This window comes from Ferrimonas kyonanensis DSM 18153 (genome assembly GCF_000425405.1).
GTDB classification, from domain to species: Bacteria; Pseudomonadota; Gammaproteobacteria; order Enterobacterales; family Shewanellaceae; genus Ferrimonas; species Ferrimonas kyonanensis.
Genome location: NZ_AUDJ01000036.1, coordinates 17,865 through 33,337, shown reverse-complemented (window position 1 = coordinate 33,337; position 15,473 = coordinate 17,865). Strand labels below are relative to the sequence as shown.

The 15,473-nt window shown below is 58.7% G+C and carries 15 protein-coding genes; 7 read left to right on the top strand and 8 right to left on the bottom strand.

Translation table 11 applies throughout. The features are described 5' to 3' along the window. Positions 1-127 precede the first annotated feature (127 nt). A complete protein-coding gene (gene ggt, locus H598_RS0112055; RefSeq protein ID WP_028113243.1) occupies positions 128-1,831 on the top strand; it encodes a gamma-glutamyltransferase in 1,704 nt (567 codons plus the stop codon). Between the two features lie 185 nt (positions 1,832-2,016). Further along, on the top strand, positions 2,017-2,685 hold the full coding sequence (locus H598_RS0112050) for a YiaD family glycine zipper/OmpA-like lipoprotein (protein WP_156897018.1): 669 nt from the start codon (positions 2,017-2,019) through the stop codon (positions 2,683-2,685). Between the two features lie 76 nt (positions 2,686-2,761). On the opposite strand, the gene H598_RS0112045 is transcribed toward H598_RS0112050, so the two are convergent. The 3 genes from H598_RS0112045 to H598_RS24175 form a co-directional block, all read right to left on the bottom strand. Next, positions 2,762-3,196 (bottom strand): copper resistance protein NlpE, encoded by a 435-nt coding sequence (locus tag H598_RS0112045; protein ID WP_211227291.1) that lies wholly within the window; start codon positions 3,194-3,196, stop codon positions 2,762-2,764. 99 nt (positions 3,197-3,295) lie between these two features. After that, positions 3,296-3,604, bottom strand: coding sequence for a hypothetical protein (locus H598_RS0112040; protein WP_028113240.1), 309 nt, complete (start codon positions 3,602-3,604; stop codon positions 3,296-3,298). Between the two features lie 72 nt (positions 3,605-3,676). Beyond that, positions 3,677-4,060, bottom strand: a complete 384-nt coding sequence (locus tag H598_RS24175; RefSeq protein WP_035415852.1) for a DUF1294 domain-containing protein — start codon at positions 4,058-4,060, stop codon at positions 3,677-3,679. 181 nt (positions 4,061-4,241) lie between these two features. Between H598_RS24175 and hrpA the strand changes: the two genes are divergently transcribed. Beyond that, positions 4,242-8,117: an ATP-dependent RNA helicase HrpA gene (gene hrpA, locus H598_RS0112030; protein WP_035415851.1), complete on the top strand. Its 3,876-nt coding sequence runs from the start codon at positions 4,242-4,244 to the stop codon at positions 8,115-8,117. 48 nt (positions 8,118-8,165) lie between these two features. On the opposite strand, the gene H598_RS0112025 is transcribed toward hrpA, so the two are convergent. Continuing rightward, a complete protein-coding gene (locus tag H598_RS0112025) occupies positions 8,166-8,465 on the bottom strand; it encodes a hypothetical protein (RefSeq protein WP_028113238.1) in 300 nt (99 codons plus the stop codon). 357 nt (positions 8,466-8,822) lie between these two features. On the opposite strand from H598_RS0112025, the gene H598_RS0112020 reads away from it, so the two are divergent. The 4 genes from H598_RS0112020 (at position 8,823) to H598_RS0112005 (ending at position 10,791) form a co-directional block, all read left to right on the top strand. Beyond that, positions 8,823-9,134, top strand: a complete 312-nt coding sequence (locus H598_RS0112020) for a hypothetical protein (RefSeq protein ID WP_028113237.1) — start codon at positions 8,823-8,825, stop codon at positions 9,132-9,134. Positions 9,135-9,196: 62 nt separating this feature from the next. Then, positions 9,197-9,589 (top strand): DUF805 domain-containing protein, encoded by a 393-nt coding sequence (locus H598_RS0112015; RefSeq protein WP_028113236.1) that lies wholly within the window; start codon positions 9,197-9,199, stop codon positions 9,587-9,589. Between the two features lie 27 nt (positions 9,590-9,616). Further along, positions 9,617-9,988, top strand: coding sequence for a hypothetical protein (locus H598_RS0112010; RefSeq protein ID WP_028113235.1), 372 nt, complete (start codon positions 9,617-9,619; stop codon positions 9,986-9,988). Between the two features lie 215 nt (positions 9,989-10,203). Then, a complete protein-coding gene (locus tag H598_RS0112005; protein ID WP_156897017.1) occupies positions 10,204-10,791 on the top strand; it encodes a hypothetical protein in 588 nt (195 codons plus the stop codon). On the opposite strand, the gene H598_RS0112000 is transcribed toward H598_RS0112005, so the two are convergent. The 4 genes from H598_RS0112000 to H598_RS24170 form a co-directional block, all read right to left on the bottom strand. Beyond that, the gene (locus H598_RS0112000) at positions 10,788-11,888 is read right to left on the bottom strand and encodes an NAD(P)/FAD-dependent oxidoreductase (RefSeq protein ID WP_028113233.1); all 1,101 of its coding nucleotides are present in this window, start codon (positions 11,886-11,888) and stop codon (positions 10,788-10,790) included. The two genes, H598_RS0112005 and H598_RS0112000, sit on opposite strands and share 4 nt — an antisense overlap. A gap of 73 nt (positions 11,889-11,961) precedes the next feature. After that, complete coding sequence (locus H598_RS0111995) at positions 11,962-13,083, bottom strand: DegT/DnrJ/EryC1/StrS family aminotransferase (protein WP_028113232.1); 1,122 nt, start codon at positions 13,081-13,083, stop codon at positions 11,962-11,964. Positions 13,084-13,093: 10 nt separating this feature from the next. Next, entirely contained in the window at positions 13,094-14,023 is a 930-nt protein-coding gene (locus tag H598_RS0111990; protein ID WP_028113231.1) for an NAD-dependent epimerase/dehydratase family protein, read from the bottom strand. Positions 14,024-14,138: 115 nt separating this feature from the next. Beyond that, positions 14,139-15,308 (bottom strand): glycosyltransferase family 4 protein, encoded by a 1,170-nt coding sequence (locus H598_RS24170; RefSeq protein WP_051252691.1) that lies wholly within the window; start codon positions 15,306-15,308, stop codon positions 14,139-14,141. Between the last annotated feature and the right edge of the window lie 165 nt (positions 15,309-15,473).

The following is a 15,473-nucleotide window of genomic DNA, read 5'->3' as shown; positions in this document are numbered from 1 at the left end:
TGGCACTAAGTGCGTAACGCTTTGTAACAGTTATGCATACTTATGTTGCTCCTGCCGATGTTTTCTCACCTTATCGCAGTGTTAGCCTGTGTGCTCCACGGATCCATTTTGAGGAGCAATAAGGACAATGAAAAAGACCCTCGCAACCGTCAGTTTAGTGCTCGGTTCCCTGCTGGTGCCTTCCGGCTATGGCTTCGATCGGGTGACCGGGCATCATTTTGCCTCCCGCTCAGAGGTACTGGCGCAAAACGGCATGGCCGCCACCAGCCAGCCTCTGGCCACCCAGGTGGCTCTGGACATCTTGAAACAAGGCGGTACCGCCGTGGATGCCGCCATTGCCGCCAATGCCATGCTGGGGCTGGTTGAGCCTACCGGCAGTGGCATCGGCGGCGATCTGTTTGCCATCGTCTGGGATGCGGACAGTCAGCAACTGCATGGGCTTAATGGTTCCGGTCGCAGTCCCCGCAGCCTGACGCTGAAGGAGTTTGAACGGCGAGGGCTAAGCCGGATTCCCGCTTACGGGCCGTTGCCGGTGTCGGTACCCGGCGCCGTGGATGGCTGGTTTGAGCTGCACGGTAAATTTGGCAAGCTGCCCATGGCCACCCTGTTGGCACCGGCGATTCATTATGCCGAGCAGGGATTTCCGGTGACCGAGCTGATTGCCTATTACCTCGAGCGCAGTGCGTCGAAGCTTGGTCAGTACCCGGGGTTTAAACAGACCTTCATGGCCGATGGCAGCATGCCGGCCAAAGGGGAGATTTTCCGCAATCCGGACCTGGCCTACAGCTACAAAATTCTGGCTCGTGACGGCCGGGATGGTTTCTACAAGGGGGAGATTGCCCGACGCATCGACGCCTACATGAAGGACAATGGCGGTTTTCTCAGTTATGAAGACCTGGCCAGTCATCGCAGTGAATGGGTGACCCCGGTCAAGGTGAGCTACCGCGGCTATGAGCTGTGGGAGTTGCCGCCCAATGGGCAGGGGATTGCGGCGCAGCAGATTCTGAAAATGCTCGAAGGCTATGACTTGGCGGCCATGGGCCGAGACAGCGCCGACTATGTGCACACCTTTGTCGAGGCCAAGAAACTGGCCTTTGCCGATCGGGCCAAGTTCTACGCCGACATGGCGTTTGCCGAGGTGCCGGTGTCCGAGCTGTTGTCGGAGTCTTACGCTCGAGAGCGGCGGCAACAGATTGATCCCCAGCGGGCCGCCAAGTCGGTGGACCCGGGTAATCCGGCCCTGAACCATGGCGATACCATCTATCTGACCACCGCCGATCGCCACGGCAACATGGTGTCTCTGATTCAGAGCAATTACCGCGGCATGGGGTCGGGTATGACCCCCGAGGGGCTGGGGTTTGTGCTTCAGGATCGGGGCGAGCTGTTTAACCTGACTCCGGGGCAGGCCAACAGTTATGCGCCAGGCAAGCGGCCGTTTCATACCATTATTCCCGCCTTTGTGACCAAGGCGGGCAAGCCCTGGCTCAGTTTCGGCGTTATGGGTGGTGCCACCCAGCCTCAGGCTCACGCCCAGATTCTGATTAATCTCATCGACTTTGGCATGAACCTGCAGGAAGCCGGAGACGCGCCACGGATTCTGCATACCGGCTCCAGTCAGCCGACGGGCGAGATCATGAGCGACGGTGGCAGCGTGTCACTGGAGAACGGCTTCTCGGCCGACACTCGGCGTGAATTGGTGCAGCGCGGCCACCGATTGCAAGAAAACTCAGGCAGTTATGGCGGTTATCAGGCCATCATGTGGGATGCGGATAACGGCAGTTACGTGGGGGCCTCCGAGAGCCGCAAAGACGGTCAAGCGGCGGGTTATTAACCCTTTGGCCCGGGGGGGCGAATTCCAGTCAGACAGCGGTGGACCTGAGTTGGTATACTGGCCCACAGTGACTTTGGTCCGGCCTTAACTGTGGATGGAAAACACACAGAACTAAGGCAGATTCATTTCGCCAGATGGCCACTGTGCCTGGTGAAAGCAGTTGAATTGTTATTGGGGAAACAACGATGAACCGATCATTACGCATGGCGAGCTTGAGTCTTGCCGTCATTCTGGGGCTGAGTGGCTGCGCCACCACGGATCCCTACACCCGTGAACAAAAAACCTCCAATGCCACCGTAGGAACCGGCATTGGTGTCATCACCGGGGCCATTATCGGTGCGGCGGTATCCAGCAAGAGCGATCGTGGTAAAGGGGCGTTGATTGGCGCCGGCATCGGCGGGCTGGCCGGAGGCTCTGTGGGTTACTACATGGACCAGCAGGAGATGAAATTGCGTCAGCAATTGGAAGGAACCGGTGTTAGCGTCACTCGCGTCGGTGACCAGATCATCCTCAACATGCCTGGCAACGTCACTTTCGATACCAACCAGGATCAGGTAAAGAGTCAGTTTTACCCAACCTTGAACTCGGTGGCCTTGGTGCTGAAGGAGTTTGAAAATACCCTGGTGACCGTGGCTGGCCATACCGACAGCATTGGTGAGGCGGCCTACAACCAGGCGCTGTCCGACCGCCGGGCTCGCAGCGTGGCACATTACCTGGTTAACCAGCAGATCCCTTACCAGCGGGTGGCGGCCATCGGTTACGGCGAGTCACGCCCCATCGCTGACAACATCAACAAAGCCGGCCGCGCTAAAAACCGCCGAGTGGAGTTGACCCTGGATCCCATCGTTCGCTAATTGCGGGCCAGTAAAACTCAAAACAGCCCGGCTTGCCGGGCTGTTTTTTTTAGGTGCCGGTCTTGCGCTCGGGCCGTCAGGGGCGCTTTTGCAGCACGTATTGGTCTGCGTTGGGTCCTTCGATGCGCTTGGCCTGGTTGTCCAGCCTGAGGATCCGATTCTCAGCCACGAAATAGTGCGCCGGTGCCGCGCCATCCCGAAACAGGGTCACGCGATTGCCGGCGGGGTTCCACTGGAACTTTCCGGAGTAGCGGCTGCCTTTGCTGCGCCGGCCGAGGAAGTGCTGTTGCAGGTGGTAGCTGCCGTCGGGGTTCAGGGTCAGTTCGGTGTCAACGCCATCGCAATCGGCGCAGGGCAGGGTGCCGACGTAGGTGCCTGGCCAGTCCAGAGCATTGCGAGCGTTGTGGGCGGTGTCGGCGAGCACGGTCGCCTCGTCGTGGCTGTCACCTGGGGTCGCCTGACAGCCCATCAGCAGGGCCAGCAGGGTCAGGCCAATCAGTTGAAGTTTCACCAGCGCATCCTTAATGGTCACGAAAGTCTGTGTTTAAGGTGCGTTAAATCAGTGAAATGATCAAGCCGGAAGTGGGCGGTGCCGCGGCACCGCTCGCGGTCAGCCAAAGATGCCCAGATACAGGGCCCGGGTGACCACCACGGTAGCAATCACATCCAGAGCCATGAACAGCCACTTAAGCTTTGGACGTTGGCGCTGCAGCATGAACGAGGGCACGGCGATGCTCAGGGGGATCAGAAACAGACCAATGGCCAGAAACAGCACGCCACCGATAATACCTGAGGTGGTGCCGGAGAAGTACAGCATCACCAGCAAGGTGGCAATAAACACAAACATGGAGCGGCGGGTGGTTTTTGAAGCGGCGGCGCGGTTGTCGGGATCGCGCATCAGCTCTTCGATATTGGTCATGCCTTTTCTCTATTCACTTTGGTTATGCCGTACCCTATGCAAAGGTGGGACGCATTTCAACTGCGCAATGAATCAAAGACCCCATGAGATCACAGTTTGCCACAGTCGTTGGCTGTAGATCCCGCCGAGCCAGCCCCAGTCCGCCATCAGTAGCCACTGGACCAGGCCGATGATCCAGAACGGAATCTGAAACCTGAGTTTGCGGGTTTTATGGCGACAATATTGTTGTCCCAGCAGGGCGCCAGACCAGCCGCCGATGGAGGCCAGTAACTGCAGCCACTTTTCTGGAATCCGCCATTGGCCGAGCCGGGCTCGACGTTTATCGATGGCGTAGGCCAAAAAGGCAACCAGGCTGGCACCGAGCCAGAATAGCAGCAGTTGTGGCCAGCGGCTCAGCAGCGGGCCGAGCAACAACAAGGGCAGCAGAGCCAGGGTGAAAAGCAGTCCCAGGGGCATGGTTATCGATCGTCAGTCAGCGAATGTCTCACCCTAACCGACGGCCCTGGCGCTGCCAAGTCCGCCGGCCCTGGCCGCACAAAACTTATTCGACCATGGCATTTGCCAGGCATCAAAGATTCAGAAGCGGCCGCCAAGCTGCTAAAATCCTTCGATTCCATTAAGCCATCGGACGCCCAACTTGAGTAACCCGTTCTCCCCTGATCAGTTAGCGCAGTGCCTGCAACGCGATGCCGCCACCATTCGGCGTCGACTCAGTGGCATGAAAAAAATCAAAGACCCGGGCAAGCGGGAGTCGATTCAGACCCAGTTGCAGACCCTGTGTCAAACCAGTCAGGAAAAGGTGGCGAAGCGGCGCAGCAACCTGCCGAACATCGATTACCCCAATTTGCCGGTCAGCGACAAACGGGATGAAATTGCGGCGGCCATTGCCAGCCACCAGGTGGTGATTGTGGCCGGCGAGACCGGCTCCGGTAAGACCACCCAGTTACCCAAAATCTGCATGGAACTGGGGCGGGGCACCCGTGGCCTGATTGGCCATACTCAGCCTCGGCGCCTGGCGGCGCGGGCGGTATCCAGTCGCATTGCCGATGAACTGAACAGCCCGCTGGGTAAGCACGTCGGTTTTAAGGTTCGGTTTGCCGATCAAACCTCCGACGACAGCTACGTCAAGCTGATGACCGACGGTATCCTGCTGGCGGAGATTCAGCATGACCGCCGTCTGGATCAATACGACACCCTGATCATCGATGAGGCCCACGAACGCAGCCTCAACATCGACTTTATTCTCGGTTACCTGAAGCAACTGCTGCCGCAGCGCCCGGATCTTAAGGTGATCATCACCTCGGCCACCATCGACGTCGATCGCTTCTCCAACCACTTCGACAAGGCGCCGGTGATCGAAGTCTCCGGCCGTACCTACCCGGTGGAGATGCGTTACCGGCCGCTGGCCCGTGATGAGGAGCGGGATCTCGACCAACTGGAGGGGATCTTCCTGGCGGTGGACGAGCTGTGTCGGGAAGGCCTGGGTGACATCCTGATTTTCATGAACGGTGAACGTGAGATTCGTGACACCGCCGATGCGTTGCGACGTCGCAACCTGCGGGATACCGAGATTCTGCCGCTGTTTGCCCGCTTGTCTCATGCGGAGCAGGCGAGAATCTTCGCTTCCCATACCGGCCGACGCATCGTGCTGTCCACTAACGTGGCTGAGACCTCGTTGACGGTTCCGGGGATCAAATACGTCATTGACCCCGGTACCGCCCGCATCAGCCGCTACAGTTACCGCACCAAGGTGCAGCGCCTGCCTATCGAGGCCATCTCCCAGGCCAGCGCCAATCAGCGTGCCGGTCGTTGTGGCCGGGTATCGGAAGGGATCTGCATCCGCCTCTATTCTGAGGAGGATTTCACCAATCGCAGCGAGTTTACCGATCCGGAGATTCTGCGCACCAACCTGGGGTCGGTGATCCTGCAGATGCTGGCGTTGGGGCTGGGAGACATCAGCGCCTTCCCGTTTGTGCAGCCGCCGGACAGCCGTCACATCAACGACGGTGTGCGCTTGCTGGAGGAACTCGGAGCCATCGAGCTGAAAGCGCGGCAGCCCAGAATGACCAAGCAGGGCCGACAACTGGCACGACTGCCCATCGACCCGCGTCTGGCACGAATGATCCTGGCGGCTCAGCCCAACGGCTGCGTCCATGAGGTGATGGTGATCGCCAGCGCCCTGTCCATTCAGGATCCGCGTGAGCGGCCCATGGACAAGCAGCAGCAGGCGGATGAAAAGCACCGCCGCTTTGCCGATAAAGAATCCGATTTTACCGCCCTGCTTAACCTGTGGGATTACCTGAAGGAACAGCGGGCGGAGTTGTCGACCAACCAGTTCCGGCGCCAGTGCCGCAGCGACTTTTTGAACTACCTGCGGATTCGCGAGTGGCAGGATCTCTACAGCCAGTTGCGACATTCACTGTCGGATCTGGGGTTGAGCCTCAGTGTTGGTGAACGAGCCGGCTACGAGGCGGTACACAAGTCCTTGCTGGCGGGGTTGTTGTCTCACATCGGCAGCAAGGATCCGGAAGGACACTTCAAGGGTGCCCGCAACAGCAGCTTCCACATCTTCCCAGGTTCATCTCTGGCTAAGAAGCCGCCTAAGTGGGTGATGGCGGCCGAGTTGGTGGAAACCAGCCGCCTGTTTGCCCGCATGGTGGCCAAGATCGACCCGTTATGGGTGGAGCCGCTGGCCGAGAACCTGCTGAAACGCAGCTACTCCGAGCCCCATTGGGAGCAGAAACCCGGGTCGGTGATGGCTTATGAGCAGGTGTCGTTGTTTGGGGTCATCGTGGTGCCCAAACGCAAGCTGCAATACGGTCCCATCGATCCGGTGGAGTCGCGAACCATCTTTATCCAGCAGGCGTTGGTTGGTGGCGAGCTCGGCAGTGTCGAACGTTTCCTGACCGACAACCTGGCGTTGATCACCGAAGTGGAGGATCTGGAGCACAAATCCCGACGCCGCGACATTCTGGCCGATGACGCCACCCTGCAGGCGTTCTACGAGGAGCGGATTCCCGAGGGCATTTACACTCGGCAGCTGTTCAAAGGCTGGTGGAGTAAAGCCAGCCGCCAAGATGCCGATCGACTCAACTTCTCCAAAGCCCTGCTGATGCAGCGCGACGCCGATCACGTCGGCAAGCTGGATTTCCCTGATCACTGGACCCAGAATGGGGTGCAGTTGCCGCTGAGCTATGCGTTTGAGCCCGGCGAGGTCGATGACGGGGTCTCGGTGCATGTGCCTCTGGCATTGCTCAACCAGATTCAGGCGGAAGGGTTTGACTACCTGGTGCCGGGACTGCGACACGACAAACTGGTGGGGTTGATCAAGAGTCTGCCTAAGGCGCTGCGGCGGAATTTTGTGCCGGCCCCCAACTACGCCGATGCGGTGCTGCAGGCGATGACGCCGTTTGAGCAGCCACTGCTGGAGGCCGTCTGCAAGCAGTTGCTGCGCATGAGCGGTACCCGCATCAGTCCGGAGGACTTCGATCTCACCGCCCTGGCGCCTCATCTGCATATGAACTTCAAAGTCGAGGATCACAAAGGCAAACTGCTGGCCCAAGGGCGAGACCTGCACGATCTCAAGCATCAGTTGCAAGGCAAGGTGCAGACCGCCATTGCCAAGGTGGCCGACAAAGGCATCGAATCCGATGGTCTGACCCAGTGGAGTTTCGGCCGGTTGCCGCAAAGCTATCAACGCACCCAGGGTAACTACAAGGTCAAGGCCTACCCGGCGCTGGTGGACAGCGGCGAGTCGGTGGCCATCAAGTTATTCGACGATCCGCAGCGGGCCGCCGATACCAATCGGGCCGGCTTACGGCGTTTGCTCTTGATCAACGTGCCCAACCCGGTCAAGTATCTGCAAAAATCACTGCCCAACAAAGCCAAGCTGGCGATGTACTTTAATCCCTTTGGCAAGGTGGATCTGCTGATCGACGACTGCATTCAGTGTGGTCTGGACCAGTTGATTGACCAGCATGGCACCGACGTTCGTGAGGCTGCCGAGTTCGAGCGACTTAAGGAACAGGTTCGGGGTGAGTTGGGTGACGCCGTGGTGGCCATCGCCATCAAGGTGGAGCAGGTGATGACCCTGAGTCATCAGATCAAAAAACGCCTGAAAGGGAAACTGGATCTGCAAACCGCCTTTGCCATGTCCGACATTCAGGCGCAATTGGATGCCTTGGTGTATAAGGGCTTTGTTCGGGATACCGGCTGGCAACGGCTGGATGATCTGGCCCGCTACCTGAAAGGGGTTGAACGTCGGCTGGAGAAACTGCCGGTGGATCCCAACCGGGATCGGTTGCACCTGATCAAGATCCAGAAGGCGCAGGAGAGTTATCAGGCGGCGCTGAATAAATTGCCCAAAGGGGTGGCACCTTCGGCGCAGTTGGCGGAGATCCGCTGGATGATTGAGGAGTATCGCATCTCCTGTTTTGCCCAGACCCTGGGAACCAAATACCCCATATCCGACAAACGCATCACCATGGCGATTAAGGAAGCCGGCCAGGGCTGATAAGAAAACGCGCACCGAGGTCGGTGCGCGTTTTGCTTTTCGGGGGCATCAGGCCTGCAGTCGGCGCTGATTGCGGCGTTTAAACCGGGCCAGGTACACCAGCGTAGTGGTGGGGGTGACACTAGCGGCCTGGCCGGCGGCGCGGGTGACCGGACCGCAGATGGTCGCAGGCTGTTGCAGCTTGTTGATGGCCTCAGAAAGCTGATCCAGCTGCTCCACCGTATTCACTTCCCCTTTTCGAATCATGATAGACACCTTCAGCCAGAACCCGGCTTCAGAGTGGTTACCCAATCCCTGATGGTCGGCTGCCAGTTTCATGCAGTCGGCGGCGTACTTGAGTCTGTTCATGCAGCTGTCCTTGTCGGAGTAACACAGCGCATTCCTTGCTCGACGACGTATTCTCTCCCCTTTGCGTACCGAGCGGGGTCTATTCCTTTAGATGAGCTCCTAGTGTAGAAAATTTGACCGGCCTTGCTCGGCCGTTGAAACTGGCTTTGGTCGAATAACGGCCTAAGCTTTTGTATCAGTGATGAATAAAATTTTGACGTAATCACAGCTTAAGGAGCCCTTAAGTTGGAGGCCAAAATGGCCTCCTTCGGCAGGGTTTCCGCCTAGGTCATTGATAGGGCTTAAGGAGATTGACCTTGGCCTCGAGGTGGTGCAAATTTATACGACCTGTGTAGTGAAGCACCAAGGAGGGCCAGGATGGCCTTTGAAGGGGTTACCGGAAGGGTGTGCCGCCGCTGGCGTATCACACCGGATGCCATTAATCGGGGACGATGTTTTGATTGGGCCCAGCTGGTGAACCAGCAATGTCCGTCGGCCCAGATCTTTTACATACGACGCTTGGTTCCGCACGCCTTTGTGCATTTTGCCGGGCGCTGGTTTGACAGCCAGACGCCCAATGGCGTGTCAGACTGGCGCCGGTTGCCGTTGTTTCGCGGCTGTGGCGGACTGCTGAAAGCGTTGGAGCCGACGCCTTGGCAACCGGGCGACCGGTTCTGGCGTCAGCGTTGACGTCAAGGCGTTGGTTGACGGCCCCGGGCCGCACCCGGGTGAGGGTATTAAAGGGAATTGAGATGAATTGGTATCTGACTGTTCTGAAAAAGTACGCGGTATTTAGAGGCCGGGCTCGTCGTCGCGAGTACTGGTTTTTTGTGCTGTTCAATGTGCTCATTGCAATTGCACTGGCCTTGGTGGACACCAGCATGGGCACCTTTGATCCGGAAACGGGCACTGGCCTGCTAGGGGCATTGTATTCCCTGGCGGTGCTGATCCCCACTCTGGCGGTGGCGGTTCGTCGCCTTCACGATACCGATCGCAGTGGCTGGTGGTTACTGCTGCTGTTGATTCCCATTGTTGGTGTGATCGTTCTGCTGGTGTTTATGGCGCTCAGTGGCCAGCACGGCGCCAATGAGTATGGTGGCGATCCCCGTCAGTCCGATTCGGCCGACCAGGCCCAGGCGTTCTAGTTTGGTCGCGACAGAGAGGAGAAGCCAATGAAACGGTTGCTGATCATTCTTCTTGGGTGCTGGTGCACCCTGGCACAGGCCCAGCCGGGCGATCATCATGGTCAAATCAAGGTGGAGCAGGCGCAGTGGCAGGTCTGGAATCAGTCCCTCAGCCGTTGGGACAGCGTCGAGGCCTTCTGGGACCACGAAGCCGCAGCCCTGGGCAGTGTCCGCTGGCCGTCGAGTCGCGACTATCCGCCCTATGACCAGGTTCAGGAGCACGACACCTTTCTGGTGCAGCTGGATTCGGGCGTTTGCCTGATGGAGTTCTTCCACAGCCGCTGGCGGCGCGCCAACGACGTGCGTCGCTGGGATCCGGCTTTTAATGACTATGGTGCCTGCCCCAGGGTATTTGACTGATAATAAAGGGGAGAAGCGGCGGAATCTTGCCCGTTATCCTGTAGTACATCGGATACTCTGCGTCGTTTGACCTTGTTGTCAGTCGCAGCTATGACACAATGATGTTGGCAGCAGAGGACCTGCAGCCAACCATCGACCGGAACCCGACCCAATCTGACGGTGACGGCCACCGCAGTTCAAGGATGAACTGAAGTATGACGACAGGGAGAGCAGTAATGAATCGGGCGTTTAACGGGACGATAATGGTGTTGGCCGGAGTGATGCTGGGGATCAGTGCCGCAGAGGTATCGAGCTACATCAACAGTCAACCGGTGGACCTCATCAACTCTGAGGTGCGTAAAGTCTCCAGCAATGTGGAGTCCGATCAGCAGGCCCTGCTCAAAGAGTTAGACAAACTGGCTCGGCTGCAGGAGAACACGCCGGAACTGTCGTCTGTGGTCGATAACATTACCGTTCTGGGCAACCGGTTGAGTGCCAACCTGAACCAGGTCAGTTATTTCTCAAATGCCATTGAGAGCAACTTTCTGTGGCTGGCGGAAAAAGAGCGTTTGGCCCAAATCAACAGTTTTCCCGACTTTATCCTGCCGCAGAAAAAGGCCGCCTCCCTGTGCGGGGACGACGTTACCTTTTCGGTGACCAGCGAGTTTGGCTCCCGCATCACCACCAGCCTGGCAGGCCGCCGGGCCAACTTTGAAGTGGGCGACGAGGCGATCTTTGAGTCCGATGGCGAGCGCGCCAAACTGGCGTACCTGGGCAAAGCCGACGGCTATTACCAGTTTCGGCTGATCTGCTCTTTGGTTTAGGCGGGCGTCAGCAGCGCCTGAACGTGCTCGGCGATGGCCAGGGCGCTGGTGAGTCCCGGCGATTCGATCCCGCCCAAAGCCACCAGGTTGGCGCCGCCCACCTGAGTGGGCCCCCAGAAAGCAAAGTCCTGCGCCGGCTCTCCCGGACCACTTAACTTTGGCCTAATGCCGGCGTAGTCGGGCTGCAATAGTGTGGCATCGGCATCGGGCCAATACGCTCGAATCGCCTCACAAAATGCGTTCGCCAGACCGGAACTGGCCTGCATGGACTGCGGTGACTGGCACCACTCCACATTGGGGCCGAAGCGGGCATGGCCGTCCAGATCCAGAGTCAGGTGGATACCCAGTCCGCCGGGTTCGGGCAGAGGGTAGATTAAGCGCCGAAACGGAGACGCGGCGCTGAGTCGGTAGTAGTTGCCCTTGGCAAAGGCGGTTCTCACCTGGGGCTGGCGGATACCGGAGACGCTGCGCAGGGCACGGATGCCATTGAGCCCGGTGGCCAGAACCAGAGTCTGGCAACCTACCCGGTAGCCGTCATTGAGAGTCACCTCAAAGCCGTGTTGCAGGGCCCGGGCCGACGCCATTCCCTGTTGCAACGCCAGATCACAACCGCTGGCTTCGGCATCGGCCAGTAACGCCAACATGAACTGGTGGGCATCGAGGATGCCGGTGGAGGGACTGAGCAGGGCACCATGACAGCGCAGTGCCGGCTCAAGTGCACCGGCCTCACCGGCACTGAGCAGGCGCAGATCGCTCACGCCGTTGGCCTGCCCCAGCTCGAGCAATGCTTGCAATTGCGGCACTTGCTGCGGGGTGGTTGCCACCACCAGTTTGCCGCAGCGTCGGTGTGGCAGCCCTCTTTGCTCCAGATAGCGATACAGCAGCTGACGGCCTCGAATACAGAGGCGGGTTTTTAGCCAGTGACTGGGGTTGTATAAGCCGGCATGAATTACCTCGCTGTTGCGCGAACTGATGCCGGTGCCAATGGCTCCCTCTTGTTCAAGAATCGTGACCCGGTGGCCTGCCTTCGCCAGTCGACGGGCTATGGCCAGCCCCACGACTCCGGCGCCCACCACCAGAGTATCGAGTCGCTCCATAGTGACCCCACCCGTTGTTCGTTGCCTGACTTCAGCATACTGGCTTTACCCCGGTCAGCCCAGTCCAGACTGGCTACAAGCCACTGACCAGCCGCTGCCGGTGCTGCCGCTCCACCGCCTGCACCACCCGATCGATCTGGGCCTGGCTCATGGAGGGAAACAGCGGCAGATTCAGTACCCGCTGCGACACGGCCTCGGACACCGGGCAGGGCAGGGCCCGACAGGGAGCGTGCCCGTTGGCATACACCTCCTGGCGGTACAGCGGCATGGGGTAACAGATTCGGGTATCGATGCCTTGGTGCTTCAACTCCTGAGCCACTTGATCCCGATCGTCGATCAGTATGGTGTACAGAAAGTGGGCGGCGTCACTATTGGCAATCGGATTGGCGAGGGTGTCGATGCCGGCGGCATCAAAGTGGCGTTGGTAGGCGTCGGCCACTCGGCGGCGCCCTTCCAGAAAACGATCCAGTTTTCCGAGCTGGCTTAAGCCTACTGCCGCCATGATGTCGTTCATTCTGGCGTTGTATCCCAGCCTGGCGTGCAGGTATTTACCGGACTCGCCCTGGTTGCGATACACCCTCATGGCATCGGCATCGGCCTGATTGTGGGCGAAAATCATGCCCCCTTCGATGGTGGTCATGGTCTTGGCCATGTGAAAACTCATGGTACTGATGCTGGCCTGACTGCCCAGAGGCGCAGACTGGTAGCGGCCGCCAAGGGAATGGGCTGCGTCCTGCAGCGCAAACAGTCCCAGCTGGTCTGCCAGCTCGATGAGCCGCTGGCTGTCTGCGGGTAAGCCGCCATAGTCGATGTACACCAGTCCTTTGGTGCGTGGTGAGACCGCCTCCAGAATCAACTGAGGGTTGAGACTCAGGTTGCGGCTGTCGACGTCGACAAACACCGCCGTGGCACCGACTCGGGAGACCGCGGCGGCGGTGGCAAAGTAGGTGATGGCGGGGACGATGACTTCGTCCCCGGGACCGACGCCCAGCACCTTCAGGGCGATATCCAGGGCGACCGAACCACTGGAAACGGCAACGGCGTGCTCTACCTGCATTCGCTGCGCCATGGCCTGTTCAAAGCGAGCGACTCTCGGGCCCATGGTGAGCCAGTCATCCTTAAAGGCGGCGGCAATGGCATTGAGTTCATCATCGCCGACCTCGGGTCGGGACCAGGGAATGTCATCCTGCATCATGGGCGGCTCCTTAAAAGTTTCGATAGATGGAGAAGGGTTTGATCAGCGGGCAGGCCTTCAGCAGTTCGGCGATGCCGTGCTCCATGCTGACACTGGCGCGGTAACCCAGAGAGCGAATGCGCTGGTAACTGACGGCGTAGTCTCGTTTATCCAGATCTTCGCCAAATTCCGCCTGATGCAGATAGTAGTCAAACTGCTGCTTCACCATCTGGGCGATCTCCAGCTTGGTGAAGTTGAGAGACTCATCGCCGACGTTATAAGGCCGGCCTTTCATCTGATCGTAATGGTCGATGCTGAACAGGATGCTGTTGGCGGCATCGGTGCTGTGCAGGAAGGTACGCCGGGCGTGGCCTTCATACATAACAAAGGTGCGGTTATGCACCACCTGGTGCACGATGTCGTTGACCAGCAGATCCAGCCGCATTCGTGGCGACACCCCAAACACGGTGGCGAATCGCAGTGGAACGCCCTGGGCATCCAGCACGTATTTTTCCGCTTCCGCTTTGGTTTCCCCGTACAACGTCAGGGGGTTAATGGGGGTGTCTTCGGTGCACAGCTCCTCAACCGCGCCATAGGTGGAACCGGTGGAGGCCTGAATCAACTGCTGAGAGGGGCTCATGTGCCGGGCCAGGCTGGCCACCACACCGATGTTGGTTTCTTTGGCGGTGGTCGGGTGATGCTGGCAAGCGGGGTAGCCCACAATGGCGGCCAGGTTGATGACGGTGTCTGCCCGCTTCAGGTGCTGGCGAAGGTTGGATTCCTTGCGGGCATCGTTGTAGTCGACGCTGAGGTTGGGGTGCCCCAGGAATGACAGCATGGGACCGATGCCCCACATCAGGGAGTCGATAACGGTGACGGTGTCGCCCCGGGCCAGTAACTTGGGAACCAAAATGGAACCGATGTAGCCTGCGCCGCCGGTCACCAGCACGTGCTGTGGCATGGTGTGCTCCTTAGGTGTTCGCTGTTGAGTCTGCGCTCACCGGCGGTGACGGATAGCCATCCGCCGCCGGAGAACTCGCGTACACATCCTGTGGAGGGCCGTGAAGATCGACGGCCTAATTTTTATTCAGTATGTTGTTATTCATTGGCATGTCATGTCGATTGATCAGGTCCAGATACACTCGAATGATGGTGTTGCTGCATTGGGTGAATGAAAATTGCTGCGCCGCCTGAATCGCCTCCTGCCTGGGGGAGGTCGGTTGCGCCAGGCACTGGTCAATAAACTGGTGAATGCGCTGGGCGCTGTCGCTGCGGCTGAAATCCAGAATCAGGCCCAGGCCGGCTTTGTCGACCACCCGCTTAAAACTGTCGATGTCAGAGGCGATGGGGATCAGCCCGGCGGCCATCCCTTCCACCAGCGTCTGGCCAAAGCCTTCGTATTCAGAGGCGCTGGTAATAAAGCTGTTGTGCTGCATCAGTTCGGTCATGCCCTGATCGCTCAGGCCGATATGAATCTTGACACTTTGTTGCAGACCCAGGGCCGAGATCTGCCGGCGCATTCGGCCTAGGTTGTGGTCCCAGTCGCGGCCGGCAATATCCAGGTGATAGTCGTCGTGGTACTGACACAGGCGGGCAAAGGTATCCAACAGCCGATCCAGTCGTTTGTTGTCTGAGAAGCGGCCGATAAACAGCAGGTTTCGAGTCAGGCTGGGGGCCGCCGCATTGGCAAACTTGTCGATGTCGACGCCGTTTTCCACCAGCAGCAGTCGCTCCGGCTCGCAGATTTTCCTGAAGGTGCTGAAGTCGCCGTTGCTGATGGCCAGTACCCGCCCATAGCCTCGCATTGCCCAGCGACTGATGGTACGAAAATACAACCGCTTTAGCCGGGCGGCAAATTGAGTGTGGAAAAAGCCGCCATGGGTGCTGACTACCATGGGTTTATGGTGAAACCAACGGGTGGCAGACAGGTAATCGAAGAAGAAGTCGATGCCGTGCACGTGAACGATGTCGGCGTCTTTGATGGCAAACAGGACCCCGGGAGCGATGGGGTATTTGTAACTGCCCTGGTATCCGATGCGTTTCACCTCGATGCCTTCGATGATCTCATTTTGCGGCAGAGAGGGAGCATGGTGTTGATGAAACAGACGGTTCAGGGAGATGACCCGGGCATTGACGCCCGCCTGGCGCTGCGCTTGTACTAGGGACATGACGAACTTTTCAAGCCCACCGACGCCGGGATGAAACTGACGAACGATGTGCGCCACCTTGAGCGTTGGCTGGTGCATAGGAGCGGCCCTGAAGTCACACAGTGAAAGCCCATCCTGGCCGATACTGAGTCCCTATAAAAAATGGCAAAATCAATGCATCGGCGATAACCGCATTGATATGAGCACCTTCAAAAGATAGAACAGATGCGCCAAACCGGGACGGATAATTCCGTTAGCCAGCGG

Bases quoted from the DNA above. Each gene is read 5' to 3' on its own strand.
- ggt (WP_028113243.1), top strand. From the start codon at position 128: ATGAAAAAGACCCTCGCAACCGTCAGTTTAGTGCTCGGTTCCCTGCTG.
- H598_RS0112050 (WP_156897018.1), top strand. From the start codon at position 2,017: ATGAACCGATCATTACGCATGGCGAGCTTGAGTCTTGCCGTCATTCTG.
- H598_RS0112040 (WP_028113240.1), bottom strand. From the start codon at position 3,604: ATGACCAATATCGAAGAGCTGATGCGCGATCCCGACAACCGCGCCGCC.
- H598_RS24175 (WP_035415852.1), bottom strand. From the start codon at position 4,060: ATGCCCCTGGGACTGCTTTTCACCCTGGCTCTGCTGCCCTTGTTGTTG.
- H598_RS0112025 (WP_028113238.1), bottom strand. From the start codon at position 8,465: ATGAACAGACTCAAGTACGCCGCCGACTGCATGAAACTGGCAGCCGAC.
- H598_RS0112020 (WP_028113237.1), top strand. From the start codon at position 8,823: ATGGCCTTTGAAGGGGTTACCGGAAGGGTGTGCCGCCGCTGGCGTATC.
- H598_RS0112015 (WP_028113236.1), top strand. From the start codon at position 9,197: ATGAATTGGTATCTGACTGTTCTGAAAAAGTACGCGGTATTTAGAGGC.
- H598_RS0112010 (WP_028113235.1), top strand. From the start codon at position 9,617: ATGAAACGGTTGCTGATCATTCTTCTTGGGTGCTGGTGCACCCTGGCA.
- H598_RS0112005 (WP_156897017.1), top strand. From the start codon at position 10,204: ATGAATCGGGCGTTTAACGGGACGATAATGGTGTTGGCCGGAGTGATG.
- H598_RS0112000 (WP_028113233.1), bottom strand. From the start codon at position 11,888: ATGGAGCGACTCGATACTCTGGTGGTGGGCGCCGGAGTCGTGGGGCTG.
- H598_RS0111995 (WP_028113232.1), bottom strand. From the start codon at position 13,083: ATGATGCAGGATGACATTCCCTGGTCCCGACCCGAGGTCGGCGATGAT.
- H598_RS0111990 (WP_028113231.1), bottom strand. From the start codon at position 14,023: ATGCCACAGCACGTGCTGGTGACCGGCGGCGCAGGCTACATCGGTTCC.
- H598_RS24170 (WP_051252691.1), bottom strand. From the start codon at position 15,308: ATGCACCAGCCAACGCTCAAGGTGGCGCACATCGTTCGTCAGTTTCAT.